At 69.7% G+C, this 26,055-nt stretch carries 23 protein-coding genes; 8 read left to right on the plus strand and 15 right to left on the minus strand.

What is annotated here, in order from left to right; translation table 11 throughout:
• Positions 1–3: 3 nt before the first annotated feature.
• Complete coding sequence (locus ACQUSX_RS06595) at positions 4–1,683, minus strand: ABC transporter substrate-binding protein (protein WP_428906154.1); 1,680 nt, start codon at positions 1,681–1,683, stop codon at positions 4–6.
• Positions 1,684–1,855: 172 nt separating this feature from the next.
• Between ACQUSX_RS06595 and ACQUSX_RS06600 the strand changes: the two genes are divergently transcribed.
• The 4 genes from ACQUSX_RS06600 to ACQUSX_RS06615 all read left to right on the plus strand — a co-directional run bounded on the left by ACQUSX_RS06600 (position 1,856) and on the right by ACQUSX_RS06615 (position 5,175).
• Positions 1,856–3,082 carry an LCP family protein gene (locus ACQUSX_RS06600; protein WP_428906155.1) on the plus strand — a complete coding sequence of 409 codons (1,227 nt, stop codon included), beginning with the start codon at positions 1,856–1,858 and terminating at the stop codon, positions 3,080–3,082.
• 29 nt (positions 3,083–3,111) lie between these two features.
• Complete coding sequence (locus ACQUSX_RS06605) at positions 3,112–3,981, plus strand: spermidine synthase (protein WP_428906156.1); 870 nt, start codon at positions 3,112–3,114, stop codon at positions 3,979–3,981.
• Positions 3,982–4,077: 96 nt separating this feature from the next.
• Positions 4,078–4,608, plus strand: a complete 531-nt coding sequence (locus ACQUSX_RS06610) for a hypothetical protein (protein WP_428906157.1) — start codon at positions 4,078–4,080, stop codon at positions 4,606–4,608.
• A gap of 78 nt (positions 4,609–4,686) precedes the next feature.
• Positions 4,687–5,175: a SprT-like domain-containing protein gene (locus ACQUSX_RS06615; RefSeq protein ID WP_428906158.1), complete on the plus strand. Its 489-nt coding sequence runs from the start codon at positions 4,687–4,689 to the stop codon at positions 5,173–5,175.
• A 25-nt stretch (positions 5,176–5,200) separates the two neighbouring features.
• Here ACQUSX_RS06615 and ACQUSX_RS06620 read toward each other — a convergent pair whose 3' ends face one another.
• The 9 genes from ACQUSX_RS06620 to ACQUSX_RS06660 form a co-directional block, all read right to left on the minus strand.
• Positions 5,201–5,725, minus strand: coding sequence for a DUF3054 domain-containing protein (locus tag ACQUSX_RS06620; RefSeq protein ID WP_428906159.1), 525 nt, complete (start codon positions 5,723–5,725; stop codon positions 5,201–5,203).
• Between the two features lie 79 nt (positions 5,726–5,804).
• Positions 5,805–6,536: a 2-phosphosulfolactate phosphatase gene (locus ACQUSX_RS06625; RefSeq protein WP_428906160.1), complete on the minus strand. Its 732-nt coding sequence runs from the start codon at positions 6,534–6,536 to the stop codon at positions 5,805–5,807.
• Between the two features lie 121 nt (positions 6,537–6,657).
• Positions 6,658–8,118: an ABC transporter permease gene (locus ACQUSX_RS06630; protein WP_428906161.1), complete on the minus strand. Its 1,461-nt coding sequence runs from the start codon at positions 8,116–8,118 to the stop codon at positions 6,658–6,660.
• Positions 8,115–8,876, minus strand: a complete 762-nt coding sequence (locus tag ACQUSX_RS06635; protein ID WP_428906162.1) for an ABC transporter ATP-binding protein — start codon at positions 8,874–8,876, stop codon at positions 8,115–8,117. Before ACQUSX_RS06635 ends, ACQUSX_RS06630 begins: the two co-directional genes overlap by 4 nt.
• A 100-nt stretch (positions 8,877–8,976) precedes the next feature.
• On the minus strand, positions 8,977–9,612 hold the full coding sequence (locus ACQUSX_RS06640; protein WP_428906163.1) for a response regulator: 636 nt from the start codon (positions 9,610–9,612) through the stop codon (positions 8,977–8,979).
• Positions 9,609–10,820, minus strand: a complete 1,212-nt coding sequence (locus ACQUSX_RS06645) for a sensor histidine kinase (protein WP_428906164.1) — start codon at positions 10,818–10,820, stop codon at positions 9,609–9,611. The genes ACQUSX_RS06640 and ACQUSX_RS06645 overlap by 4 nt, the downstream gene beginning before the upstream one ends.
• Positions 10,821–10,991: 171 nt before the next feature.
• Entirely contained in the window at positions 10,992–11,783 is a 792-nt protein-coding gene (locus ACQUSX_RS06650; protein WP_428906165.1) for a class I SAM-dependent methyltransferase, read from the minus strand.
• 44 nt (positions 11,784–11,827) lie between these two features.
• Positions 11,828–12,964 carry an AMP-binding protein gene (locus ACQUSX_RS06655; protein WP_428906166.1) on the minus strand — a complete coding sequence of 379 codons (1,137 nt, stop codon included), beginning with the start codon at positions 12,962–12,964 and terminating at the stop codon, positions 11,828–11,830.
• 78 nt (positions 12,965–13,042) lie between these two features.
• Positions 13,043–13,954, minus strand: a complete 912-nt coding sequence (locus tag ACQUSX_RS06660; protein WP_428906167.1) for a 1,4-dihydroxy-2-naphthoyl-CoA synthase — start codon at positions 13,952–13,954, stop codon at positions 13,043–13,045.
• Positions 13,955–13,994: 40 nt separating this feature from the next.
• Between ACQUSX_RS06660 and ACQUSX_RS06665 the strand changes: the two genes are divergently transcribed.
• The gene (locus tag ACQUSX_RS06665) at positions 13,995–14,684 is read left to right on the plus strand and encodes a peptidylprolyl isomerase (RefSeq protein ID WP_428906168.1); all 690 of its coding nucleotides are present in this window, start codon (positions 13,995–13,997) and stop codon (positions 14,682–14,684) included.
• A gap of 24 nt (positions 14,685–14,708) precedes the next feature.
• Here ACQUSX_RS06665 and ACQUSX_RS06670 read toward each other — a convergent pair whose 3' ends face one another.
• Together ACQUSX_RS06670 and ACQUSX_RS06675 are read right to left on the minus strand one after the other, a co-directional pair.
• A complete protein-coding gene (locus ACQUSX_RS06670) occupies positions 14,709–15,662 on the minus strand; it encodes a permease prefix domain 1-containing protein (RefSeq protein ID WP_428906169.1) in 954 nt (317 codons plus the stop codon).
• Between the two features lies 1 nt (position 15,663).
• Positions 15,664–15,996, minus strand: coding sequence for a PadR family transcriptional regulator (locus ACQUSX_RS06675; RefSeq protein WP_428906170.1), 333 nt, complete (start codon positions 15,994–15,996; stop codon positions 15,664–15,666).
• Positions 15,997–16,266: 270 nt separating this feature from the next.
• Here ACQUSX_RS06675 and ACQUSX_RS06680 point away from each other — a divergent pair, with 270 nt between their 5' ends.
• Positions 16,267–17,247 carry an o-succinylbenzoate synthase gene (locus ACQUSX_RS06680; protein ID WP_428906171.1) on the plus strand — a complete coding sequence of 327 codons (981 nt, stop codon included), beginning with the start codon at positions 16,267–16,269 and terminating at the stop codon, positions 17,245–17,247.
• Between the two features lie 21 nt (positions 17,248–17,268).
• Here ACQUSX_RS06680 and ACQUSX_RS06685 read toward each other — a convergent pair whose 3' ends face one another.
• Positions 17,269–17,886 carry a TetR/AcrR family transcriptional regulator gene (locus tag ACQUSX_RS06685; protein WP_428906172.1) on the minus strand — a complete coding sequence of 206 codons (618 nt, stop codon included), beginning with the start codon at positions 17,884–17,886 and terminating at the stop codon, positions 17,269–17,271.
• A 123-nt stretch (positions 17,887–18,009) separates the two neighbouring features.
• On the opposite strand from ACQUSX_RS06685, the gene ACQUSX_RS06690 reads away from it, so the two are divergent.
• Positions 18,010–20,889, plus strand: coding sequence for an MMPL family transporter (locus ACQUSX_RS06690; protein ID WP_428906173.1), 2,880 nt, complete (start codon positions 18,010–18,012; stop codon positions 20,887–20,889).
• On the plus strand, positions 20,886–22,964 hold the full coding sequence (locus ACQUSX_RS06695) for a YhgE/Pip domain-containing protein (protein ID WP_428906174.1): 2,079 nt from the start codon (positions 20,886–20,888) through the stop codon (positions 22,962–22,964). Before ACQUSX_RS06690 ends, ACQUSX_RS06695 begins: the two co-directional genes overlap by 4 nt.
• 373 nt (positions 22,965–23,337) lie before the next feature.
• Here ACQUSX_RS06695 and ccsB read toward each other — a convergent pair whose 3' ends face one another.
• Entirely contained in the window at positions 23,338–24,321 is a 984-nt protein-coding gene (gene ccsB, locus ACQUSX_RS06700) for a c-type cytochrome biogenesis protein CcsB (RefSeq protein ID WP_428906175.1), read from the minus strand.
• A gap of 2 nt (positions 24,322–24,323) precedes the next feature.
• Positions 24,324–26,051: a cytochrome c biogenesis protein ResB gene (gene resB / locus ACQUSX_RS06705; RefSeq protein ID WP_428907604.1), complete on the minus strand. Its 1,728-nt coding sequence runs from the start codon at positions 26,049–26,051 to the stop codon at positions 24,324–24,326.
• Positions 26,052–26,055: the final 4 nt, after the last annotated feature.

Raw genomic sequence — 26,055 nt, forward strand, 5'->3', positions numbered from 1 at the left:
GGCTTACTCGGTGAGGACGATGTCCGTGAAGACCTCGTCGTTCACCGGGCTCGCCGGGTAGCTCTCCACGCGCGGGCTGAAGGCCAGCGTCGGCGCGGGGTGCGCGATCGGCACACCCGGGATGAACTGGGCGACCTGCTCGTTGATGTCCTCGTAGAGGGACGTCTGGTCCTCCAGGCTGGAGACGCCACGGGCGTCGGTCAGCGCCTTGAACAGCTCGGGGTTGTCGAAGCCCCACTCCGCGCTCTTCTGACCGAAGAAGACGCCGACGAAGTTGTCGGTGTCGTTGTAGTCGCCGGTCCAGCCGAGCAGGTGGATGCCGTGGTCCGACCCCGCCGTGATCTTCTCGAGGTAGTCCGGGCTCCACGCGTCGGTTTCGGGCGTGATCTGCACGCCGACCTCCTCGAGCTGCTTCGCCAGGACGGTGAAGATCTGCTCGGGGTCCGGCATGTACGGGCGCGAGACGTTGACCGGGTAGTTGAAGGTCAGCGTGAGCGGGTTGTCGGCGGTGTAACCGGCCTCCTCCAGCAGCGACTTCGCCTTGTCGGCGTCGTACTCGTAGGTGGTGACGCCGTCGTTGTAGCCGTTGACGACCGGCGGCACGAACTGCGTCGCCTTCTCGGTGCCCTCGGGCAGGACCTGCTTGATCAGCGCATCCTTGTCGACGGCGTACGACAGGGCCTGGCGCACCTTGATGTCCTGCAGCTCCGGGATCGCCTGGTTGAACGCCAGGTAGAGGATCGTGAACGGCGGGCGGGACACCATCGTGAAGTCCTTGTCGGCCAGTGCCTGCGTGTCGGCCGGACCGACCAGGTCGTAGCCGTCGATGTCGCCGGCCTCGAGCGCCTGGCGGCGTGCGGTCGGGTCGTCGATGACGCGGAAGATGATCTCCTCGATCTGGCCCTGCTCGCCCCAGTAGTCGGCGTTCGCGGTCAGGGTGACGTTCTCACCCGGTGCCCACGAGTCGAACTGGAACGGACCGGTGCCGACCGGGTGGCCCTTCGCGTACTCGGAGAGCGTGGGCGCCTCGGCCGTGCCGCCGACCTCGTCAGCGCTGAACTCCTCGAGGGCCGAGGGGCTCTGCATGGCGAATGCGGGGAGCGAGAGGGATGCCACGAAGCCGGCGAACGGCTTGTTCAGCTCGATGGTGACCTTGTCGTCGCCGTCCGGGGTGCACGACTTGTAGACGGCGTCCTGCGGGTTGGACGAGTAGCCCTTGAAGAGCTTGTTGTAGTAGTAGCCGACGGCCTCGGACGCGAGCACGCCGGTCCAGTTGTACCAGCGCTCGAAATTGAAGCACACGGCCTCGGCGTTGAACGGCGTTCCGTCGTGGAACGTGACGTCCTGCTTCAGCGTGAAGGTGTGTGACATGCCGTCCTCGGACGACTCCCACTCCTCCGCGAGCAGCGGTGCCGGGTCGGCCGTGCCGGGTTCGGTGCCGACGAGGCCCTCGAAGATCTGGCGGGAGACGCGGAAGGTCTCGCCGTCCTGGGCGACCGACGGGTCGAGGCCCTGTGGGTCGGAGGAAGCTGCGAACACGAACGTGGTGTCGACGTCGGCGGCGGTCTCGTCGCCTCCGTTGTCACCGCGCTCGCTGGCGACGCAGCCTGTCAGCGCGATGGCTGCGACGGCGACTCCGGCGGCAAGGGCGATCCCTCGCCTGCGCAGGGGGCTGTGGGTCATGATGAACCTCTCTGTGAACGCTACGTTGCGAGTTCGGATGCACCATTGCATCCGCACACGTGATGCTCCGACGCTACCGACGCGATCGGCGTATTCCAAACCCCGGCGCGTTGCGATCTGGTATCGGCTTCTGACAGTGCTGTCACGGTGCGGCGCTGTAGGGTCAGTGCTCATGAAGCGCAGACCGGTCGCGCAGCACGCGCCGCAACGCACGCCGACGGCGGCGGGCTCTGTGCTGAAGATGCTGGGCATCGCGCTTGCGGTGCTGACGGTGTCGGCGGTCGCCGTGGTCGCCTTCATCGCCACGGATCTCGTCGTGCGCGTCGGAGAGGACGCCGTGACCCTCGAGGACGCACCTTCGGTCGCCCCTCCCTCACTCGGCGAATATCCGGGCGAGTTCGCGATCCTGCTCGTCGGCACCGATGAGTGCGGTGCCATCTCGACGCAGAGGCTCGGCGAGCGCTGCATCGGCGAGGAGGGCATCCGCAACGACGTGAACCTGCTCGTGCACGTCTCTGCCGCGCCTCGCAAGGTGAGCGTCGTCTCGCTGCCGCGCGACCTGATGATCGAGGTGCCGGAGTGCACCGCGGAGGACGGCACCGTGGCATCCGGCATGAGCAAGGCGCAGATCAACAGCGTCTTCCAGCACGGCGGCCTGTCGTGCATGGCGAAGACGGTGTCGGAGCTGAGCGGCATCGACATCGGCTTCGCCGCGAAGCTCAGCTTCGACGGCGTGATGAAGATCACGGATGCCATCGGCGGCGTCGAGGTCTGCATCGGTCCCAACGGGCTGCACGACAAGGAGACCGCCCTGGACTGGGGTCCCGGCGCGCGCGCGATCTCGGGGTACGAGGCGCTGCAGTTCATCAGGGTGCGCAAGGGCATCGGCGACGGCAGCGACCTGGCGCGCATCTCCAACCAGCAGCAGTACATGTCGCGGCTGGCGAGCAAGATGCTCAGCAGCGAGACACTCAGCGACGTGCCGACCCTGCTGAAGCTGGCCAACGTGATCGCCGACAATGTCGACCCGAGCGACACGCTCGCCAATCCGGTGCGGCTCGCGCAGCTCGCGCTGGCGCTGAGGCACGTGCCGTTCGATGACTTCGTGCTCCTGCAGCTGCCGACCCTCGACGATCCGGACGACCCCGGTCGCGTCGTGGCCAACGAGACGGCCGCGGCGCCGATGTGGGCCGCGATCGCCGAGGGGAACTCGCTCGAGATCACCGGCAAGGTCAGCAATCACGGCGGCGCGGTGGCGGCGACCCCGGCCCCCTCTGACCCGCCAGAGACCCCAACCGCATCGCCGTCCGCGGCACCCACCCCGACTCCGACCGACAAGACGGTGCTGTCCGAGGAGATCAGCGGCATCGACCTGAACCAGCAGACCTGCTCGGGCTGAGGGGACTGCGGCTGGATAGGCTCGAGCTCATGGGAAGAGCACGCGGGCGCGACGCCGAGAATCCGCAGGCGAAGCTCGACCACGGCGGGGTGGCCGAGATCATGGCATCCGAGTTCGCGAACGGGTTCGAGCTGGTCGTCGACGGCACGCCGCAGTCGCACGTCGACCTCGACGACCCGACTCACCTGCACTTCGAGTACATCGTGCGGATGGGCGCCGTCATCGATCAGCTCGGAGCGTCGGCATCCGCCCCGCTCAGCGTCGTGCACCTCGGCGCCGGCGCCCTCACGATCCCGCGCTACATCGACGCGACCCGGCCCGGATCGCGCCAGCAGGTGATCGAACTGGAGGCTCCACTCGTGACCCTCGTGCGCGAGCATCTTCCACTGCCCAAGGGCGCGGCCATCCGCATCCGCATCGGCGACGCCCGCGAGGGGCTTCGCCGGCTCCCTCCGGCTCTGATGGGCAACTGCGATCTCGTCGTCTCGGACGTCTTCTCCGGCGCGCAGACCCCGGCGCACCTCACCAGCCTCGAGTTCTACCGCGAGATCGCCGAGCTGCTCGCGCCCACAGGCGTGCTGCTGGTCAACATCGCCGACGGGCCGGGCCTCGCGTTCGCGCGGCGGCAGGTCGCGACGGCGGCGACCGTGTTCCCCGAGGTCGCACTGCTGGCCGACACGCAGGTGCTCAAGGGACGGCGGTTCGGGAACCTCGTGCTCGCGGCATCCGCCACTGCGCTGCCCACCGATTGGCTTCCGCGGATGCTGGCGGCGGGCCCGCACCCGGCGAAGATCGCGCAGGGCGACGAAGTCGCCTCCTTCGCACGAGGAGCGGCGGTCGTGACGGATGCGGATGCTGTCGCGTCTCCGCGCCCGGATGCCGGGCTCTTCCTGCGCTGACGGAAGGCGGATGCCGCGTCGCAGGGCGTGGCTCGGGCGCGTTCGAGCGTCCGCGAGGCAGACTGTCAGTACGGTCGCGGAGAGGAGCCATCAGCCGTGAATCTGATCAAGGGTTACGACCCGAATACGCTTCGTGAGCTGGTGGACCAGCAGGAGTGCCAGGAGCGTCTGGCCGAGATCGAGAATCAGCGCAGCCTGCCCGTGCTGCTTGAGCGCGTCTGGCTGCTGAAGGTGCTCGACCGCCTCGACGAGGCCCTGGACCTGGCGGAGGAGACTGTGCGACAGGCCCGCATGGCGGGCACCCGCAAGGACCTGCTGCGCGCGCGTGTGCTGCACGGCACGGTGCTGCAGAACCGCGGCGCCCACGCCGCCGCCGCGCAGGAGCTCGCCACCTGCGCGAACGAGGCCGAGGGCCAGGAGTGGCTCGGAATCGCGGCGTTCGCGTACCAGCACCACGGCAAGAACGCCTACGAGGCCGGCGAGTTCGACGAGGCGCGCGACAGCTTCAAGCAGTCGCTGTTCCTGCGCCGCTCCGCCGGCGCCGACGACACCGACCTCGAGAAGGCGCTGCGCGCGATCGAGGCTGCCGAGCGGCGCAGCGCCGCCGAGCCGAGCGTCCTGGTCTGAGTCCATCGGTTCTGCGCCGGACGCGTCGAGTTCCCTGGCGCTTGCCCGAATGTCCGTCGGTGGCCATACTCTGATCTCATGGCTGATCTGAACCGTGTGCGGGTCTGGGCGGAGGCGCTGATCAGCATGCACCTCGACGACTCCTGGGTGTTCGATTTCGACCACGCCAAGCGCCGCGCGGGGCTCTGTGACTTCCAGCGCAAGCGCATCACGGTGTCGCGCTATCTCGCCGCCAGGTTCGAAGACGATGAGATCCATCAGACGCTGCTGCACGAGGTCGCGCACGCGGTCGCCGGCCACACCGCCGCGCACGGCCCGGAGTGGAAGCGCATCGCCAGCGACCTCGGGTACGTCGGCGGCACCACCCATCACGGTGAGACCGCGACCGAGCTGGCGCCGTGGATCGGACAGTGCCCTGCCGGGCACGTGACTTACCGGCACCGCCGGCCCGCACGCGAGACGTCATGCGCGAAATGCTCGCGGCGCTTCGATCGCCGCTACCTGTTCGCGTGGCGCCGCCGCGAGATCACGCCTGCCGACCGGCTGGCAGCGCAGACGCCCCGGTGAGGGCGGGCGCCTGAGCGGTGCGCGCTCAGGCTGACGGGTCGCGCTCGTCGTGCCTTTCGGCCCGCTCGTCGGTCTTGTCCGGCACGTCGATGGCATCCGGCTCGGCGATCACATCCGGCTCGTCGATGGGATCCGGTTCGCCGATGATGAACGGCTCGTCGAGATCGGATGCCACGGGTGCGCTCCCCGGGTGCGGCCGGCGGCGACGCACCAGCATGGCGAGGAGGCGCCAGCCGATCAGGAACGCGCCGACCACGAGTGTCGCGACGATGATGAACGGGACCTCGGCCGTGTCGCCGGATGCGACGCGCAGCAGCATCCCTCCGGCCACGGTGACGATCCACACGATCAGTCCCCACCCGAGCGACCACGGGCGACGCGGCCGTGCCGGAACCAGAGCGGCGAGCGCATGCCCGGCGACCAGCGCGACGAGGAACGGCCAGGCCGTGAGGAGGAAGCCCAGCGGATCCTCATTGTGGGATGCACGGCCGATGGCGGCGAAGATGAGCACCAGGACGGCATCGACGATGAGCGCGGGGAGGTACCTCATGGCGCCACTCTATGGCGACCCGGCCCTGTTGCCGTGCTGCGCGCGCGAGTGTCCGCCCGCGGGCATCCCTTTCCGCGCATCAGTCCCCTCCAGCGCATCGGTCGAACGGCTCGAAGTTCCCGGCGCGCAGCACGGGGACGACGTCGGACGCGTCCAGCTCCGCGGCTTGGGCGACGCTCGCCGGGCGGATGCCATCGTCCTGCATGCGCGCGGTGGAGGCCACCCCGCCGGCGAGCTCCCGCCCTGACCCGCTGCCGATCAGCAGGTGGCGCAGCCCGCGGCGCAGCGCCCGGAACGACTCCGCCGAGACCGCCGCCTCCGGCGAGGAATGGTCGATCCCGAGATCTGACAGAGCCGCGATGACGGCGCCGGCGCCCAGCTGATCCTCGACCGCGAAGCGCAGGCTCCCGTCGGGGGCGCGCTCCCCCGCGGCGATGACGCTCACCGAGGTGCGCGCTCCGCGCCGTTCCTGCAGCGTCATGACGGCACGCGCGGTCGCCGCCGCATTCCGGATGCCGCCGAGCAGAACGACCGGCGCGGTCCCAGAATCTAGGGCGCCGGCATCCAACCTTTCAGCATCCGGCCCCTCGCCCGACCCGGCAGCCGCCGCGGCCACGGCCGCGCCGTTCGACGACCAGAGCAGTGCGCGCTCCAGCGCGATCGGCTCTTCGGCGACAGCATCCGCCATTGTGGAAGAGAACCGCAGCACGTCCACCACCACGACGACGTCGGCGGGCGCGAGCCGGGCGAGCCCATCGACACCCCACTCGAAGCGGACCTGATACGACGACTGATCGAAGGGCGATGGCATCCGTCCAGCCTATGCAACGGCGACCCCACCGGATTTCTGAAGGACGACTGCAGGTCTGAAGGACTCTCGCGCCCGCAGAATCCTTCAGAAGTGCAATCATCCTTCAAAACACGCCCCCGCTTCAGTCCGCGGCGAGCGCCTCGACCGGCGCGACCCTGGTCGCGAGCCGGGTCGGGGTGACCGCCGCGACCGCCGTGAGCACGGCCGTGGCGAGCACGATGATCACCACGGGCAGCCACGGCACCGCCGGGTACACGAGACCTGCCGGCTCGAAGTCCGGCAGCACGGGCACCGAGCCCAGCAGCGACTGCGCCGCGACCCAGCCGTAGGCGACACCGAGCACGAGACCGGCGAGGGTCGCCGCCACGGTGATGTGCACCGCCTCCAGCAGCACCATCCTGCGCACCTGCCCGCCGGTGAGGCCGATGGCCCGCAGCAGACCGAGTTCGCGCCGGCGCTGCACGACACCGATCGTGAGCAGGTTGACCAGGCCGACGCCGGCGATGACGGCCGACACAGCGACGAGCACCATCATCACGCTCGCGAACCCATCCAGCACGGCGAACGTGTCGCCCAGCGAGGCCTCGTCGCTTTGCCGGCTCATCAGTGCCTTGGTCGACTCCAGCGCGACCGCGAACATGGTCACCAGCGTCACGCCCATCACCACGCCGATCGCCATCCGGCTCGAGCGCTCCGGGTACCGCAAGGCGTTCTCGGCGGCGAGCCGTGCCGTGGCCGAGCCGCCGAACATGCGCCCGACCAGCCGCAGCACGGGAGGCATGAACAGCACCGCTCCCAGTGTCAGCCCGGTGAACGAGAGGATTCCGCCGAAGAAGGCGATCACGACACCCAGCGGGGTGATCAGGCCGACCATGACGCCGAACGCCAGCAGCGCCACCCCGATGATGAGCAGGACCAGAGCGCCGACGTGCCGGCCGGCGCGGCCCGCGACATCCTCATGCGTGCGCTCGACCGCGCCACCCAGCGCCTGCAGCGGCGTGACGGTGAGAACCCGGCGCGAGCCGATCCAGGCGGCCAGCCAGGTGGTCAGCGCGACGCCCGCGAACGGCAGCAGGACCGCCGGATGAACGAGGCTGAAGTCCTCTGGCGCCCCTTTGAGGAGCCGCTCGCCGACCATGATCCCCAGCGCCGAGAGCAGCACCCCGAGGACGAGCCCCACCGTCGCACCGAGCACTCCGACGACGAACCCCTGCCCCGCAACCTCCGAGCGCTGCGAGCGGGCGGATGCCCCGATCAGACGCATCAGCGCGATGCGGCGCGTGCGCCCGGCGATGATCGTCGAGAACGTGTTCGCCGTCACGATCGCCGCGACGTACATCGCGACCCCGGTCAGCAGCACCGACAGGATCGCGACCACGATGGCGAGCGTCTCGCTGTCGCCGATGTACGGATCCGACTGCAGGTAGGCGCCGATGTACGCGGTCACCTCGACCAGCACCACTCCGAACCCTGCAGTGAGAGCGGCGACGAGGATGCTGGCTCCCATGCCCCGATCGCGCAGCCATCCGAACCGGGACGGTCGGGGCCGCTCCAGGCCGGCGCGTGCGATGTGCGAGCTCATGCGGCCACCTCCGCCGCGAGCATGTACGACGAGATCTGCTCGGCGCTCTGCTTCGGGTGATCGGCCACGATGCGGCCGTCGCCGAGGAACAGCACCCTGTCGGCATGGCTGGCCGCGATGGCGTCGTGCGTGACCATGGCGATGGACTGACCGTGCTCACGACTGGCCGTGGCCAGCAGCTGCAGCACCTCACGCCCCGTGCGGGAGTCGAGGTTGCCGGTGGGCTCATCCGCGAAGACGAGGTCAGGACCGGTGGCGAGCGCGCGGGCGATCGCCACGCGCTGCTGCTGACCGCCGGAGAGCTCGTGCGGGCGATGCGTGAGACGAGACGCCAGGCCCAGACGCTCGACGAGGCCGTCGATGCGCGCCCTTTCGATGGCCGTCGGCGTGCGGCCGTCGAGCTCGAACGGCAGCATGATGTTGCCGAGCGCATCGAGGGTCGGCACCAGGTTGAACGCCTGGAAGATGAACCCCACGCGCCGACGGCGCAGGATCGTCATCTCGAGGTCGCCGAGGCCGGTGATCTCGGTGTCGCCGATCCACGCGCGACCCTCGGTGGGCGCGTCGAGGCCGGCCATGATGTGCATCAGCGTGGACTTGCCCGAGCCCGAGGGGCCCATGATCGCGGTGAACTGGCCGCGCCGCACGCCGACGCTGATGTCGTCGAGGGCCCGCACACCGGCATCCCCCGTGCCGTAGGTCTTGGTGAGGTGCTGAACACGTGCGGCGAGGCCGAGGTCCGAGGTCGTGATCTCCATGCTTCGACGCTATTTCCGCCGCCGCATCCGGCACATCGGCCAGGGGAATCATCTCGAGTACATCGGCAGGATGATCCCGCGGTACCCGGCGGATGACAAGTCAGGCCAGGCCGTGCTCGAACGCGAAGACGACCAGCTGCACCCGGTCGCGCAGACCGAGCTTGGAGAGGATGCGGCTGATGTGCGTCTTGACGGTCGCCTCGCTGAGGAACTCCCGCGATGCGATCTCGGAGTTCGACAGCCCTCGCGCGGCGAGCGCGAAGATCTCCCGCTCGCGGTCGGTGAGACCAGCGTACGTCGGCGGCACCGGCTTGGTCTCGGCGGTGAAGTGAGCGAACAGCTCGCGAGTGGCGGATGCCGCGATCACGCTCGACCCGGAGTCGACGGTGCGGATCGCGGCGAGCAGGAACTCCGGATCGGCATCCTTCAGCAGGAATCCGCTCGCCCCCTGCTGAATCGCCCTGGCCGCAGCCTCGTCGAGGTCGAACGTCGTCAGCATGACCACCCGCGGCGGGTTCGGCTGCTTCAGCAGCTCGGCCGTGGCGGCCAGGCCGTCCATCACGGGCATCCGGATGTCCATCAGCACCACGTCGGGCCGAGCGCCGGCGACGACGCCCAGAGCCTCGCGCCCGTCACCCGCCTCGCCGACGACCTCCATGTCGGGCTGGGATGCGACCAGCATCCGGATGCCTGCGCGGAACAGCGCCTGGTCGTCGACCAGCACGACCCTGATCATGGTGAACCTCCGCTGCCGGCATGCGCTGCGCTCCCGATCGGCAGCGCGGCGGTGACGGTGAAGATCCCGGCGTTCCGCCCGGCCACGAGCGTACCGCCCACGAGCTGCGCGCGCTCGCGCATGCCGACAAGACCGTGTCCGCCGCCGGTCGGGGCCGCGGCTCCCGTGACGGTGTTGCGCACCTCGATGTCGACGCGATCCGGCAGCCAGGACAGGCGCACGTCGACGTCGCCGGCGCCGTGGCGCAGCGCGTTGGTGAGCGCCTCCTGCAGGATGCGATAGACGGCCAGCTGGATCGCCCCTGGCGGCTCGCCCGGTGGCATCGGATCGACGGTGACGCGCGGTTCGATGCCCGCCCGACGCACCTGCGCGAACAGCGTCTCGAGGTCGGCGAGCGTGGGCTGCGGCCCGTCGCCCTGGCGGTGGCGCAGCTGGGTGAGCAGCATCCGGACATCCGAAAGCGCACCACGGGCCGTCGTCGCGATCGTGCCCAGTGCCTCCTGCGCCATCTCAGGGTGGCTGGCTGCCGCGTATCGGGCACCGTCCGCCTGCGCGATCACCACTGCAAGCGAATGCGCGACCACGTCGTGCATGTCACGCGCGATGCTCACGCGCTCCTGCTCCTCGGCGGCCTTCGCCTCGGCGCGCAGCTGCGCCTCACGCGTCTCGCGGCTCTGCCGGACGCTGCGCCACAGAAGGCCCGCGCCCCAGGACAGCGCGAGCGAGAACAGCACCGTGCTGCCGGTCAGCAACCCGAAGATCAGCATCTGCAGGGCCGCGTCGCTGCTGGGAGGCATTCCGATCTGCTGCAGCAGCGGTACGTACACGCCGGCAAGTACGCCACCCGCGACAGCCGAAGCCCCGCCGAGCCACATGAGGCGCCGGCTGCCCCAGGCTCCGACGGCGAACAGCACGCCGAAGATCGCGATGTTGGCGATGACCGGCCAGAGGCCGACCCCCATCTGCAGGATGGCTGCGGCCCAGGCGATCGCGAGCGCCAGCGGCGGAGAGAAGCGGACTATCGCCGCGGCGCCCCACAGCAGCACGCTGACGACGATGTACAGCGTCGTCCCCCATCCGGAATCGGTGATCCATCCGCTCGGCGACGGCGCGATCATCAGCAGCGTCAGCGGCACCGTGATGGCCAAGCCGATGAGCGCCCCGATGATGTCCAGGACGAGCAGGGGCACAGGGACGCGACGGATCACACTTTCACGCTACGGGAGCGCCGGCGCCCGGGCATCCTTCCGGAGATGTATCCGGGCGGATGCCCGCCGCCGGCTCGCCACAACTCCGGAGATCCGGTGGCGGATGCGACCGAACGGGCGGATCTGGGCCCGGTGGGCGGAGTTTCTCCGGAGTTCTGGCGGCGTGAGCAGTCAGACCCGGCAGATGATCTCACCGTGCGGGACGAGGAACCAGCCGTCGCCGTCGGCCGCCCACGCCCGCCAGGCGTCGCTGATGGCCCGCAGCTTCCCGCGGGATGCCATCCCTTCGCGCTCCAGCTGGCGCGCGAGCGCGGATTCGAGGATTCGGTCGGCCCACATCCCGCCCCACCACTCGCGTTCGCTCGGCGTCGCGTAGCACCAGGTGGATGCCGTCGCAGTGATGTCGGCGAAGCCCGCGGCGCGCGCCCAGGACAGCAGCCGGCGGCCGGCATCCGGCTCTCCGCCGTTGGCCCGCGCGGCCTCACGGTACAGCCGAAGCCACTTGTCGAGTTCCGGCAGCAGCGGGAACCAGTGGAATCCGGCGTAGTCGGCATCCCGCGCGGCGACCACGCCACCCGGCTTGGCGACGCGGCGCATCTCGCGCAGCGCCTGCACCGGATCGCCGACGTGCTGCAGCACCTGATGCGCGTGCACGACATCGAACGTGTCATCGGCGAAGCTCAGCGCATGCACGTCCTCGACGGCGAAGTCGATGTTGCCGGCACCGCGCTCGGCGGCGAGGGTCTGTGACAGCGCGAGGGCGTCGGCGTTGATCTCTGTCGCCGTCACGTGCCCGACGCGACTCGCGAAGTCGGCCGTGATCGTGCCGGGACCCGCACCGATGTCGAGCAGGCGCGTCTCAGGCATGAGGAGCGGCTCGAGGTAGGCCGCCGAGTTCGCGATGCTGCGGGTGTTGTGCGAGCGGAGCACCGAGTCGTGGTGCCCATGCGTGTAGACGGCCATGGACGTCAGCCTAGAGGCGCGCATCTGCTCGAAGACGTCGCGCGTCACTCGGGAGGCGGCGGCACGTCGTGGATCATCCGGCGCAGCAGTTCACGATCGGGCTTGCCGGATGCCAGCATCGGCAGCTCGCCGGTCTCCAGCTGCACGGGGCGTGCGTGCCTGCCGATCTCGGCCGCGACGCGCGCGCGGGCATCCTCCAGCATTCGCCCGCCGTCACCGCGCACGGGGGGCGCGAAGATGATCGACGACTCGCCCCAGCGCTCGTCCGGCATTCCGAGGACGACGGCCTGCTCCAGCCCGGGCACGGTGCGCACGATGCGCTCCACTCGATCGAGGGAGATGTTGATGCCGCCCGAGACGATCACGTTGTCGAGCCGGCCGTGCACCTCGACCTCGCCGTCGAGGATGAACCCGCGATCGCCGGTGCGATACCAGCGCTCGCCCTGCTCGTCGGTGGTGAAGATGCGATCGGTCAGCGCCTCATCTGCCAGGTAGCCGTCGGCGAGCATGGGGCCGCTGATCCGCAGTTCGTCATCGACCTGGCCGACCCGCACACCGTCCAGCGGAACGCCGTTGTAGACACAGCCGCCGCTGGTCTCGCTGGATCCGTAGGTGTGCACGAGCGGCACCCGCAGATCCATCGCGCGCATTCGGATGCTGTCGGAGAGAGCCTGCCCGCCGACGAGGATCGCACGGTGCGCGCGCAGCGCCGCCAAGACCGCCGGGTCGTCATCGGCCGCATCGATCAGGGTGGCCAGCTGCGCGGGGACAAGGGATATGTGCAGATCGTCGCCTGCGGCTTGCCGCGTCGCCTCGACGAAGGCCTGGGGCGACAGATGCCCCTCGACGACGGTCGGATCGGTGCCGGCGAGCTGCGAGCGCACCAGCACCTGCAGTCCTGCGACGTAGCCGGCGGGCAGGCAGAGCGTCCACCGGCCGGAGCCGATCCGGGCACCGGTCGCCTCGGCGCTCGCCCGCAGCGCGGCGGCGCTCAGCACGACCTTCTTCGGGACTCCGCTCGACCCCGAGGTCGCGACGACGACGGCCGTGCCGTCGGGAACGACGTCATCCGGCTCCGGGCTGAAGCCGAGCGCGAGCGGGCGGATGCCGTCGAGCGCGGCCGGCAGCGCATCGCGAACCGCCCGCGGGTCGTCGCCGTGGATCGGATGCAGTCTCCTCATCGATCTCCATTTCGTCTCGCTGCGCTCGCTCAATGTTGACCCGGCGCGCGTCAACGCGTCGCATTGACCCGCACCGCGTCAATAGTGGTACGGGAAGGCAGACCAGTCGGGGTCGCGCTTCTCGAGGAACGAGTCGCGGCCCTCCACGGCCTCGTCGGTGCCATAGGCGAGACGCGTGGCCTCGCCGGCGAAGACCTGCTGACCGACCAGGCCGTCATCGACGGCGTTGAAGGCGAACTTCAGCATCCGGATCGCCGTCGGCGACTTCGTCAGGATCGTCCGCGCCATCCTCAGCGCCTCGCGCTCGAGCTCGGCGTGCGGCACCACCCGGTTCACCGCGCCCATCTCGTACGCTCGCTGCGCGGAGTACTCCTCGGCGAGGAAGAACACCTCGCGGGCGATCTTCTGGCCGGTCTGGCGGGCCATGTACGCGGAGCCGTATCCGGCGTCGAAGCTGCCGACGTCGGCATCCGTCTGCTTGAAGCGGCCGTGTTCGGCCGACGCGATCGTCAGATCGCAGACGACGTGCAGCGAGTGCCCGCCGCCGGCGGCCCACCCCGGGACGACGGCGATGACGACCTTCGGCATGAACCGGATCAGGCGCTGCACCTCGAGGATGTGCAGGCGGCCGGCGCGTGCCGGGTTGTTCACCTCGGTCATGGACTCGCTGTACTTGTACCCGTCGCGTCCGCGGATGCGCTGGTCGCCACCCGAGCAGAACGCCCAGCCCCCGTCCTTCGCGCTCGGGCCGTTGCCGGTGAGCAGCACGGCGCCGATCTTCGGGTCCTGCCTGGCGATGTCGAGTGCGCGGTACAGCTCATCGACGGTGTGCGGGCGGAAGGCGTTGCGCACCTCCGGACGGTCGAAAGCGATGCGGGCGACACCGCCGTCGCGCGAGACGTGCGCGGTGATGTCGGTGTACGCCTCGGCGCCCGGCGCCAGGGTCCACTCGGCGGGATCGAAGAGGTCGGAGACGGATGCTGAGGTCACGGCATCCACCCTATTGCCCGCACTCGCGTACGATCATGGCGTGCCTCAGACATCCTCGCGCCTGCGTCGTTCCCTGCTCGTCCTCACTGCCGCCGCCGCTCTGGCGCTGACCGGCTGTGCGTCCGCCCCGGATGCCCCGGCTGCTGCTCCGAGCCAGAGTGAGGCGCCCGCGCCGTCCAGCGAATGCAGCTATTCGACCGAGGCGCGCCCGGCTTCGAAGGCGGTCGACCTGCCCGACGCCGATCCGGCCGTCTCGGGAGAAGTGCCGGTCACGATCGCGACGAGCGCGGGCGATCTCGCCGTGACGCTGGATGCGGATGCCACGCCGTGCACGACCAACAGCTTCCTCTCGCTCTCCGAGCAGGGGTACTTCGACGGCACGAACTGCCACCGTCTGACGACGCAGGGCATCTTCGTGCTGCAGTGCGGCGACCCGACGGGCACCGGCACCGGCGGCCCCGGATACGCGTTCGCCGACGAGCTCAGCGGCTCCGAGACCTACCCGGCCGGCACACTGGCGATGGCCAACGCAGGCCCCGACACCAACGGCTCGCAGTTCTTCATCGTGTACGCCGACACGTCGCTGCCGCCCTCGTACACGGTGTTCGGCCACCTCGACACCGCCAGCACCGAGATCGTGGCCGGCGTCGCCGCCAACGGCACCGAATCCGGCGCGTCCGACGGCACCCCGAAGACCCCGGTGACGCTGGACGCCGTCACCGCGAACTGACCCGCCACGGGGCGTCGGATGCCCTCAGCCGGCGATCCGGGCGCGACGCGCTCGGAGGAACCCGTCGATGGCATCCCAGATGGCGATCCCGGCGATGCCCACCCCGGTGAGGACCGCGAGCACGGCGAGCGCGTCGTCGTCCACTCCGTTCGCCACCATCACGACGTCGACGAACTCGGGGTTGTACAGCACGCCGTTGCCGAGCGCGGTGAGTCCGGCGCTCATCACCGCCAGCGCGATGAGGGCATTGGCGATCGCGAGGCCGTTCGTCCAGCGTCCGCGTGCGAACACGGCGATGGCGAGTGCGGCCTCGGCGGCGAGCAGCAGGAACAGCACGCCGATCCACCACGGCCACAGCTCGGGGTTGATCAGCGGCAGGGACTCGGGACCGGGGACGAATCCGCGGAAGTGATCCCACAGGAGCGCTCCGGCGAGAATCCCGATCATCACCAGTGAGGCGATCAGATCGGCGCGGCCGACGCCGTTCGGCTGGTCCTCGGGCAGCTGGTCGACGCTCCAGCGCACGCCGGTGTCGGCACCGGTGCGCTCGAGGACGAAGAACACGAGGGTCGTCCAGAACGCGACGTGCACGACGACCGACAGCGCCACCGCGATCGATTCGCCGATGATCGGTCCGATTCCAGCGCCGGCGACGGCCTGGCCGATGGCGACTCCGGCGAACGCGCATGCCGGGACGATGGCGATCAGCAGCTTCAGCAGCCGCCACCACGTGAGGTAGTACTTCGGGCCGATCAGGTGCAGCGGACGATCGGCGTAGCCCGCGGCGAGGATGCCGGGATCGCCGAGCTCGTTCAGAACGCTGCGCTCAGCGTCCTCGTGCGATTCACCCTGCTCGGTGCGGGCGCCGATGGCATCCGCGATCGAGACGTCGAGCTCGTCGCGCACCTCGGGCTGGAGGCCGGGCGGCAGGCTGCGGACGGTCGCAGCGATGTAGCGGTCGGTGAGTGTGGCGGTCATGTCATTCTCCGGTCGAGAGGGCGGCGGTCGCGGCCGCGATGGCGGCGACCTCCTGAGTCAGGGTCGTGGCGAGGCGGATGCCCGCCTCGGAGGTGCGGTAGAACTTGCGCGGTCGCGCGTCATCGGTGTTCCACTCGCTCTCGAGATACCCCTGCTTCTCCAGCCGGCGAAGCAGGGGGTAGAGAGTGTTGGCGTCGGTGGGGAAGCCCGCGGATGCCAGCTGCTCGAGCAGTCCGTACCCGTACCCCGGCGCCCGCAGCAGCTGCAGGCTGGCCAGCACGATCGTGCCGCGCCTCAGCTCCTGCAGATGTACATCGAAATCCGCTTCGGTCATGTGACTGACTATATTGTGCGTCGCACACTATTGTCAACAGCACATTGCAGTTCGCGACGCGGCCCTACGCTGCGGCGCGGATGGCCGAATTGCAGAAGCGCCTGGGCTGAGTGCCAGCGGCCCGATCGCCACAACTCCGGCAGCCCGCTCGCCACAACTCCGGAGAACCGGGCCCGCAGCCGTCGCTCCGGGCCGTTTCCGGGCGGAACCCGGGCAGATCTCCGGAGTTGCGGCGAGCGCGCGGGCGTGACAGCGCGGCATGATGGACGCATGACGCCTGCGATCGACGAACTGCTCGCCACGGCCCGGGTGGTCGCGCTGCCGATGAACACGCGATTCCGCGGGGTCGACACCCGCGAGGCGCTGCTGTTCGAGGGTCCGCAGGGATGGGCGGAGTTCTCGCCGTTCGTCGAGTACGACGACGCGGAGGCGTCGACCTGGCTGGCCGCGGCCCTGGACTTCGCCTGGCACGAGCAGCCGGCGCCGCTGCGCGATCGGATCGCGGTGAACGCCACCGTTCCCGCGGTCGAGGCGGCGCGGGTCGCCGAGGTGCTGGCGCGGTTCGACGGATGCCGCACGGCGAAGGTCAAGGTCGCCGAGCGCGGTCAGCGCCTGGCCGACGACATCGCCCGGGTGCGGGCGGTCCGAGAGGTCATGGGTCCGGACGGTCGCATCCGCATCGACTCCAACGGCGGCTGGAACCTCGACGAGGCAGAGCACGCGGTGCACGCACTCGCCGAGTTCGACCTGGAGTACGTCGAGCAGCCGTGCGCCACCGTGTCCGAGCTCGCCGAGCTGCGCTACCGGGTCAAGCACAAGGGCATCCCGATCGCCGCCGACGAGAGCATCCGCAAGGCCGCCGACCCGCTCGCGGTTGCGGAGGCGAAGGCCGCCGACCTCATCGTCATCAAAGCTCAGCCGCTCGGCGGGATCCGCCGGGCGCTGTCGATCGTGGCGGAGGCGGGTCTGCCCGCGGTGGTCTCCAGCGCGCTCGACACAGCGGTGGGCCTGGCCCAGGGCGCCGCACTGGCGGCAGCCCTCCCGACGCTGGAGTACGACTGCGGTCTGGGTACCGGGTCACTGTTCGCCGACGATGTCGCCGATGCGCGACCGGTGGCGGGTTCCGTGTCGGCCGCGCGCGTGGTCCCGGATGCCGGCGCGCTCGACCGCCTGGCCGCTGACCCAGACCGCCGCGACTGGTGGCTGGCGCGGCTGACCCGCTGTCACGCCGTGCTCACCGCACGCGTCTGAGCTCTCCTCAGACGTGTGAGCTCAGGCCGTCAGGGCCTGCACGAGGCGTCCGAGCGCCTCGCTGGCGGTGTCGTGCAGCCGGGCTTCTCCGTCGGCGGCCATGGCACCGCGCACGGTCATGCCCTCCCAGGCGATCATGAGCAGGCGAGCCGCGAGCTCCGGCTCAAGTCGCAGTGCGATGGCCCCGGTATCGACGATGTCGCGGATGATCTCGGCGATGCTCGCCACCATCTCCCCCTCCTGCGCGAGGAAGGCTGCGCCGAAGACAGGGTCGCGCAGCGCGCGAATGCGGATCTCGCTCATGAGCATCACGCTCAGACGGTCCTCGCCACCGGCATCCATGATCCGCTGCACGAGCGCCACCGGGTCGGTGTCGCCGAGAGCGCCCTCGGCGGCCATGCTCGTCACCTGCTCACGCACGGCGCTCAGGCGCTCTTCTGCGACGGTGCCCGCGAGGGTGAGGAAAAGCTCGTCCTTCGACTCGAAGTTCGAGTAGAAGGCGCCGCGGGTGAATCCGGCTCGCTCGCAGACGGCCTCCACGGTGGCGCCGTCGAGACCTACTTCCGCGAACACCTGCGCCGCCGCCTCCAGCAGGCGTGCGCGCGTGTTCTCGCGGCTTCGCGTCGCGGTCGTCATCATGGCTGCCTCCTCGGCCTCACTATCGCAGGTTCACATCCGGCGCACAGCATCCGGCCTCGCGATTCACTTACGATACATGTACGTACTGAATACACCTGTGTATTGAATCTGCCGGAGGCACGCGTGTCCACTCTGCTCTCTTCCCTGGGACGCTGGTCGTTCCGGCACCCCTGGCGAGTACTCATCAGCTGGCTGATCGTGCTCGGCATCGCCGGCGGCGGCGCGCTCGCGCTCGGCGCCGGAACGGATGACGCGTTCTCGATCCCCGGCACGGAATCGCAGGCAGGGCTCGAGCAGCTCGAGCGCACGTTCCCGCAGGTCAGCGGCACGAACGCGCAGTTCATCGTCGTCGCCGCCGACGGCGACGACATCACCGACCCCGGCTACCAGGACCAGATCGAAGACGCCGTCGACGAGCTCGCCCGCTTCGACGGCGTGCTGGCCGTCACCTCTCCCTACGACGAGAACATCGACGGCATGGTCAACGACGAGCACACGGCGGCCATCGTGCGCCTGCAGTTCGACGGACAGGTCACCGATGTGCCCGACAGCGTCAAGACCGACCTGCAGGACGTCGTCGACGAACTCAGCGCCGAGCTGCCGGAGGGCTCGCAGACCGCACTCGGAGGCGACCTGTTCGCCGTGTCCATGCCCACGATCACACTCACCGAAGCCGTCGGCGTCGTGATCGCCCTGCTCGTGCTCATCGTCACCTTCCGCTCGTTCGTCGTCGCCGGCATGCCGCTGCTCACCGCGCTGCTCGGCGTCGGCATCTCAATGGCCGGCATCTTCGCGGCCACCGCCTTCGCGACGGTCTCATCGACCACGCCGCTGCTCGCACTGATGCTGGGTCTTGCCGTCGGAATCGACTACGCGCTGTTCATCATCGCGCGCCACCAGGATCAGGTGCGCGAGGGCATCGACCCCGAAGAGTCCGCGTCCCGCGCGGTCGGCACCGCCGGCTCCGCCGTCGTCTTCGCCGGCATCACCGTGGTCATCGCCCTGATCGGGCTCGGCTTCGCGGGCATCCCGTTCCTGACGACCATGGGCATCGCCGCGGCCGTCGCCGTCGCGATCGCCGTCGCCATCTCGGTGACGCTGACGCCGGCCGTGCTCGGCTTCCTGAAGGGGCGGGTCGCCGGGCGACCCAAGAGGGTCAAGAAGGTCTCGAAGAGCGCGAAGTCGGATGCCACGGCGCCGGCATCCCGACGGGGCTTTGCCGCCCGCTGGGTCGGCGCAGTCACCAAGCGGCCGATCCTCGTGACCATCGCGATCGTGCTCGGACTCGGCATCGTCGCGGTGCCCGCGCTCAGCCTGAACCTCGCGCTGCCCAACGCCGGTGTGCTGCCGAAGGACTCCGAGGCCCGGCTCAACTACGATCTCACGGCGGAGGAGTTCGGACCCGGATTCAACGGCCCGCTGATCCTCACCGGCACCATCGTGACCTCAACCGATCCGCTCACCCTGATGCAGGATCTGGGCGAAGAGGTCGAGCAGCTGCCCGGCGTGCGCGAGGTGGCGCTGGCCACGCCGAACGAGACCGCCGACACCGGCATCGTGCAGATCGTGCCCGAGACCGCACCCGACGACCCGGCCACCAGCGACCTCGTCCGCGAGCTGCGCGCGCACCACGACGAGTGGCTCGACGAGTACGGCATCGACCTCAAGGTGACCGGCTTCACGGCCGTCGCGATCGACATCTCCGACCAGCTCGGAGCAGCCCTGCTTCCCTTCGGCATCTTCGTGATCGGGCTCTCGCTCATCCTGCTGGCGATCGTGTTCCGCTCGATCTGGGTGCCGATCACCGCCGCCGCCGGCTACCTGCTCTCGATCGCCGCCTCGTTCGGCGTCGTCGCCGCGGTGTTCGAATGGGGCTGGTTCGCCGATCTGCTGCACGTCGCGCGCACCGGACCGATCATCGCGTTCATGCCGATCGTGCTGATGGGCGTGCTGTTCGGCCTGGCGATGGACTACCAGGTGTTCCTCGTCTCGCGCATGCGCGAGGACTACGTGCACGACCCCGCCCGTTCGGTGGCGGAGAACCGCCGGGCCGCCGCCATCCGCGCCGTGCGCTCCGGATTCACCTCCTCTGCGCGAGTGGTGACCGCCGCCGCGCTGATCATGTTCGCCGTGTTCGTGGCGTTCGTCCCCGAGGGCGACTCGTCCTTGAAGCCGATCGCGCTGGGCCTCGCGGCCGGAATCGCGGTCGACGCATTCCTGGTGCGCATGACGCTGATCCCCGCGGTGATGGCGATCCTCGGCGACCGCGCCTGGCGCATCCCGCGCTGGATGGAGAAGATCCTTCCGCACGTCGACATCGAGGGCGAGTCCGTCGAGCGCGAACGCGCGCTCGAGCAGTGGCCCGGCGATGACAGCATCCTCGCCGCCGACGACCTCACTCTCGACGCCGCCGGCATCGACCGCGCGCACCTGCGACTCGCACCCGGCCGATCGCTGATCGTCACCGGCGCGGCCCCGCGCTCGCTGCGCACGCTCGCGCTCGCCCTCGCCGGCCGTGTGAAGCCGGATGCCGGGCGCCTGCGCGTCGACGGGCACCTGCTGCCCGGCCGCGCCGCCTGGGTGCGATCGCGCGTCGGCATCGCTCTGCTGGGCGATGCTGACGCGGCATCCGAGCTCTCGGAAGCGCTGCGCGGACGCACCGGCCTGGTCGTCGTCGACGGCGTCGACCGCCTCACGTCCGCCCAGCAGGATCAGGTCGCGGCCCGCCTGCGCGATGCGGGCTCGGGCACCGCTGTGGTGCTGACGACGTCGAACCCGGATGCTGCACAGCGCCTCTTGGCCGAGGCCGGCCGCCCACGGGCATCCGTCGCCGACCTCTCATCCTCTTCTTCCGCCGACACCCCCCTTTCTCGCCCACACCCCGTGCTGCAGGCGTCCGCAGCACGGGGTGTCGACGGCAGCACGGGGTCTCGGCGACAGGCAACCGACACCACCGAGGTGAACGCATGCGATGTACTGAGCGAACGGAGTGAGACGAAGTGACCCTCCCCATTGAACGCGCCCGCTCGCGTCGGCCGATCACCTGGCTGACCATCATCGGCGTGCTGCTGCTGCCCGCGGTCGTGGGTGGCATCCTCGTCGCCGCGCTGCACAACCCGACCGACCGGCTCGACGCGATGACCGCGGCGGTCGTCAACCTCGACAAGCCCGTCACGATCGACGACCAGTACACGCCGCTCGGCCGGCAGCTGGCCGCCGGTCTGGTCGAGGGCTCCGACGAGATGGACTCGAACCTGACCTGGGTCATCTCGAACGAGGACGACGCCGCCGACGGCATGGCCGACGGCCGCTACCAGGCAATCGTCACGATCCCCGAGTCGTTCTCTGCGGACGCCACCTCCGCGGGCACCGCGCTTCAGGACGGCGGCACCGCCGAGCAGGCCGAGATCACCGTGACCACCGCGCCCGACGGCCGCGTCGCCGACGGCATGATCACCCAGCAGATCGCTTCCGTCGCCGCATCGACCATGGGCACCATGCTCAGTGAGGCGACCGTCGGCAACGTGCTCGTCGGCTTCGCGACCATCGGCGACCAGATCGGCGAGGCCGCTGACGGCGCCGCACAGCTCGCTGACGGCGCCAAGACCGCCGCTGACGGAGCCGCCGAGATCCCGGACGGAGCCGCCAAGCTCGCCGAAGGCGCACACGGACTGGCAGACGGCGCAGGTGGCCTCGCCGACGGCGCGACGCAGCTCGCAGGCGGTCTGGGAACCATCTCGACGAAGGCCCGCGAGGCCGGTGCCGGGGCGACCCAGCTCGGCCAGGGGCTCACCGCGGGCGCGGCGACGCTCGAGCAGAACGGACTTGTACCGGACGAGCTGCTCGGGGCGGCGGATGCCGCCGTGACGGCGAGCGACGGTGCGGCCAAGGCCGCGGGCGGCGCCGCGCAGGCGAGTGCCGGGGTGCAGCAGGGTCTCGACAAACTCGCCCCAGGGCTGAGCGGACTCGCGACCTCCTGCACCGCTGACGCCGAGTTCTGTGCGCAGCTGACGGCACTCGCCGGTGCGGCTGAGGGCCTGCGGGAGCCCGCGACGACGGCGGCTCAGCTCTCGGCCACCGCTGCGCAGGCGGCGACCGGCGCGAACCAGGCATCCGCCGGCACGGCCCAGGGAATGCGCGCCCTCGATGCCGAGGCTCCGAAGGCGATCGCCGATCAGATGCGCACCGCGGGTGCCGCTGCCACGCAGCTCGGCGGCGGCCTCGGACAGCTGGCCGACGGTGTCTCCCAGTCGGCCACCGGAGCGACGGGACTCGCGAGCGGCGCCACGCAGCTCGGCGATGGCGCAAGCCAGCTCGGCGACGGCGCCACCGCCCTCAGTGAAGGAGCGGATGAGCTCGCCACAGGCATCGGCACGCTGGCATCCGGCACCGGCGACCTGGCCGACGGTCTGGAGACCGCATCGACCTCGCTGCCGTCGTTCAGCGACGAGGAGTCGACATCACTGGCATCCGTCATCGCGAACCCGGTGAGCTCGTCGACGGACGCGGACGGCATGTTCGGGCCGACCACGATCCCGCTCCTCGCGACCGTCGTGCTGTGGTTCGGAGCGCTCGCCTCGTTCATCGCGCTGCGCGCGGTTCCCGGCAGCGCGCTCACCTCGCGTCGCTCGTCGATCGGCATGGTGCTTCGCGGGTTCTGGCCTGCTGCCGCGATCGGCGCGGGCCAGGGCGTGCTCGTCGCGCTCGTCGTGCAGATGGTCGCCGACTACGACCAGGCCGCCTGGTGGGGCTTCGCCGGATTCGCCGTGCTCGCCGGCGTCGCATTCGCCGCGATCAACCAGGCGCTCGTCGCGGTGCTGGGCGGTATCGGCCGCTGGGTCAGCGCCCTGGTGGGCGTGCTCGCCCTTGCGACCAGCCTGATCTCGACCGTGCCCGCGTGGCTCGCCGGACTCGGCGCAGCCATGCCGACGACACCCGCACTCAGCGGGCTCGTCAGCACGAGCGGCTCCTCCGCCGCAGGCCTGGTCGTCTGGGGCGTGCTGGCGCTTGGAGCTGCGACCCTGGCAGTCGCGACCCGACGCACCACGAGCGTCAGGTCCGCCCTCGCGACGGCCTAGCCTCGAAGGGTTCGCTCACCAGAACAGGCTCGTTATCCGGAGCAGGCTGATCCCGCAAGAATCATCCTGTGCTCGATAACGGGCCTGTTCTCGCGCACAACGTGGCACGGCGCAAGAGATCGTGCGCCGCTAGCCTCGACTCATGGTGCGCGATTACCTGGAGGGGTGGCAGTACATCGTGCTTCGCCCGGGCGTGAGGCCGAACCGTCTTGAGATCAGGTCAGACGTCGGGAGCAGGCCCGTTTCGCCGAAATCGGCCTGCTCCGGCTAACGAGCCGGTTCTCGGGTGTGGGTGGCGCGAGGACGGATGCTGGGACAGCAAGAACCGCGCGCCGCCGGCTCAGCTCAGCCGGCTCAGCTCAGCTCAGCCGGCTCAGCTCAGCCCGGAGTATGCGTGCAGGCCCTTGAAGAAGACGTTGACGATCGTGAAGTTGAAGATCACGGCCGCGAAGCCGGTGATCGAGAGCCACGCCGACGGGTTGCCGCGCCAGCCGCGCGTCGCGCGGGCATGGATGTAACCGGCGTAGAGCACCCAGATGATGAATGTCCAGGTCTCCTTGACGTCGAAGCCCCAGTAGCGGCCCCAGGCGTCCTGCGCCCAGATGGAGCCCGCGATGAGGGTGAACGTCCAGAAGATGAAGCCGACGACCGTGAAGTGGTACGCCATGTTCTCGAGCCGCGACGTCTCCGGCAGCGTGCGCAGGAACCCGGGCCCCGCGTTCTCGATGCCCTCGGCCACACGACGCGCGCGACGCGACTGCATCAGCTGCAGGACGGACAGCGCGAACGCGAGCGCGAACAGCGCGGTCGACAGCGACGCGACGAACACGTGGATGATGAGCCACACCGACTTCAGCGGATCGACCAGCGGCGTCACCTCGGTGTAGAAGTTCGCCGCGGCAGCCCCCAACAGCACCAGCGTGAGCCCTGAGATGAAGCTGCCGAGGAACTTCAGGTCGATGCGCAGCAGCATCACGAGGTAGACGCCCATGATCAGCAGCGTGCCGATCATCGCGAACTCGTAGAGGTTCGCCCACGGCACCCGGCCGGCGGCGAAGCCGCGGGTCAGCGTCGCCGCGAGGTGGAACAGCCAGCCGAGCACCGCGAGCGCCGTGCCGATCCGCGCGAAGACGTAGCGCGGCTTGGCCGGCTTATCGGCGTCGCTCGCGTCAGACGCGCCCGCGCCGACGTCGGATGCCACGGCTTCGCCGCCAGCAGCGACAAGCACCTTCGTCTTCGCCGCATCGCTCGCCGACGACCGACGCGCCAGGTCGAACGCGTACGCGATGAACGATGCGGCGTAGATCGCGATCGCCGTCCACAGCGTCAGGATCGAGAGGGAATCGAGATCGGGCATGTTCATGCTCCCTTCGCGGGGGTCTCGGGGCGAAGCGCGGCCCCATCGAGCAGCCGCTCGTGTCCGCGGACGAGATCGTCCACGGCAGCGGCCAGAGTGGGGTCTTCGCCGCGCGCGAGGCCAGCGTACTCCAGGTGGATGCTGTCGTCACCGGATGCTGTCGCCTTCACCCACATCCGGCGACGCGGCACGAACAGGGCCAGCCCCAGTCCGCCGAGCGCCAGCATGGCGAACACGAGCACCCACTTCGCCGACGCGTCATGGTGGATCTGCAGCGACACGTAGCGATCGACCGACTCCAGCGAATCGGTCGCGCCGGCCGGCGATGCGTCCTCGAACGTGACCGTGCCCAGGCCGTTCGGCAGGTCGGCGGTCTGGCCGGGCTGCAGCTCGATCGAGTCGACGTTGGTACCGCGGCCGTTGAGCTTCTCGAGCTCGTTGGTATCGAGCTCGAACACCGAGCGCGGTGTGCCGTCGTCGATGCCGAGATCGCCCTGGTACACGTCGAGGGTCAGCAGCGGCAGATTCAGCGCGCCGTGCGCCGAGGCGTACGCGCCCGACTCGAGCTTCACGACCGAGGGGTACAGGAACCCGATCATCCCGAGCTGCTCGGGCATGCCGTCGGTGAGCTTCACGACTCCGAGTGAGGTCATGGCGCTGTCCTGCGGCAGGAACTCGACGTGCTGGCTGAAGATCTTCTCGCCCTCGGCGTTGCGCACCGTGATCGTCGGCGCATAGCCGTTGCCGAGCAGGTAGATGCTGTCGCCGGCCACGTGCACCGGGTAATTGACCTCCACCTTGCCCTCGGTGTCGCGGGGCTCGACACCGGCCGCGGCGTCGCCGGGCTCGTGCACGCTGATGTTGGCGGCGAAGTTGCCGGCCTGACCGGCACCGGGCTTTCCGAAGTCCTCATAGGTGACGTCGAACGAGTCGAGGGTGATGGCGTAGGGCTTGAGGGCGTCGTCAGTCACGAAGCGTCCGCGGTTGATCGAGTTGTAGTCGATCAGGGTGTTCACGAACGTCGCCCCCTCGATGACGACCTTCTGCCCGGTGTAGGCGAAGCCGCTGCCGAGGCCGACGGTGACCAGCACGCCGACCAGCGCGATGTGGAACAGCAGGTTGCCGGTCTCGCGCCAGTAGCCGCGCTCGGCCGACACCGACCAGGTGCGGCCGCGGTCGTAGCGGGCGACGCGGTAGCCGAGTGCCTTGAGCTGCTTCTCGGCGACGTCGATCGAAGCGGATGCCTCGGTATCAGCATCCGACGACACGCGCTCCACGGAGCGGTGGTCATCGAGCCGCGCCAGGCGCGCCGGCGTCCGCGGCGGCTTCGCGCGCAGCGCCTTCGCGTGGTGCTTGATGCGCGGGATGATGCAGCCGATCAGCGAGACGAACAGCAGCAGGTAGATGGCCGAGAACCACGGCGACGAGTACACGTCGAACATGCTCATGCCGTCGAGCACGGGGAACAGCTCGGGGTTGTTCTGCTTGTACTGCACGACGCCGTTTGGGTCGGCGCTGCGCTGCGGGAAGATCGAGCCGGGAATCGCGGCGATCGCGAGCGCCAGCAGCAGCACCAGCGCGACGCGCATCGAGGTCAGCTGGCGCCAGCCCCACCGCAGCCAGCCCGTGAAGCCCAGCTTGGGCTGGTTGATCTCGGCATCCGACTCGACCGAGTCGATGTGGTCGGAAGGGCGACGCGGGTCGGTGGATGCCGACGAGCCGTCGCCCATGGAC

It is taken from the genome of Microbacterium alcoholitolerans (genome assembly GCF_050408615.1).
Taxonomy (GTDB): Bacteria; Actinomycetota; Actinomycetes; order Actinomycetales; family Microbacteriaceae; genus Microbacterium.

Bases quoted from the DNA above. Each gene is read 5' to 3' on its own strand.
- ACQUSX_RS06595 (WP_428906154.1), bottom strand. From the start codon at position 1,683: ATGACCCACAGCCCCCTGCGCAGGCGAGGGATCGCCCTTGCCGCCGGA.
- ACQUSX_RS06600 (WP_428906155.1), top strand. From the start codon at position 1,856: ATGAAGCGCAGACCGGTCGCGCAGCACGCGCCGCAACGCACGCCGACG.
- ACQUSX_RS06605 (WP_428906156.1), top strand. From the start codon at position 3,112: ATGGGAAGAGCACGCGGGCGCGACGCCGAGAATCCGCAGGCGAAGCTC.
- ACQUSX_RS06615 (WP_428906158.1), top strand. From the start codon at position 4,687: ATGGCTGATCTGAACCGTGTGCGGGTCTGGGCGGAGGCGCTGATCAGC.
- ACQUSX_RS06620 (WP_428906159.1), bottom strand. From the start codon at position 5,725: ATGAGGTACCTCCCCGCGCTCATCGTCGATGCCGTCCTGGTGCTCATC.
- ACQUSX_RS06625 (WP_428906160.1), bottom strand. From the start codon at position 6,536: ATGCCATCGCCCTTCGATCAGTCGTCGTATCAGGTCCGCTTCGAGTGG.
- ACQUSX_RS06630 (WP_428906161.1), bottom strand. From the start codon at position 8,118: ATGAGCTCGCACATCGCACGCGCCGGCCTGGAGCGGCCCCGACCGTCC.
- ACQUSX_RS06635 (WP_428906162.1), bottom strand. From the start codon at position 8,876: ATGGAGATCACGACCTCGGACCTCGGCCTCGCCGCACGTGTTCAGCAC.
- ACQUSX_RS06640 (WP_428906163.1), bottom strand. From the start codon at position 9,612: ATGATCAGGGTCGTGCTGGTCGACGACCAGGCGCTGTTCCGCGCAGGC.
- ACQUSX_RS06650 (WP_428906165.1), bottom strand. From the start codon at position 11,783: ATGGCCGTCTACACGCATGGGCACCACGACTCGGTGCTCCGCTCGCAC.
- ACQUSX_RS06655 (WP_428906166.1), bottom strand. From the start codon at position 12,964: ATGAGGAGACTGCATCCGATCCACGGCGACGACCCGCGGGCGGTTCGC.
- ACQUSX_RS06670 (WP_428906169.1), bottom strand. From the start codon at position 15,662: ATGACCGCCACACTCACCGACCGCTACATCGCTGCGACCGTCCGCAGC.
- ACQUSX_RS06675 (WP_428906170.1), bottom strand. From the start codon at position 15,996: ATGACCGAAGCGGATTTCGATGTACATCTGCAGGAGCTGAGGCGCGGC.
- ACQUSX_RS06680 (WP_428906171.1), top strand. From the start codon at position 16,267: ATGACGCCTGCGATCGACGAACTGCTCGCCACGGCCCGGGTGGTCGCG.
- ACQUSX_RS06685 (WP_428906172.1), bottom strand. From the start codon at position 17,886: ATGATGACGACCGCGACGCGAAGCCGCGAGAACACGCGCGCACGCCTG.
- ccsB (WP_428906175.1), bottom strand. From the start codon at position 24,321: ATGCCCGATCTCGATTCCCTCTCGATCCTGACGCTGTGGACGGCGATC.
- resB (WP_428907604.1), bottom strand. From the start codon at position 26,051: ATGGGCGACGGCTCGTCGGCATCCACCGACCCGCGTCGCCCTTCCGAC.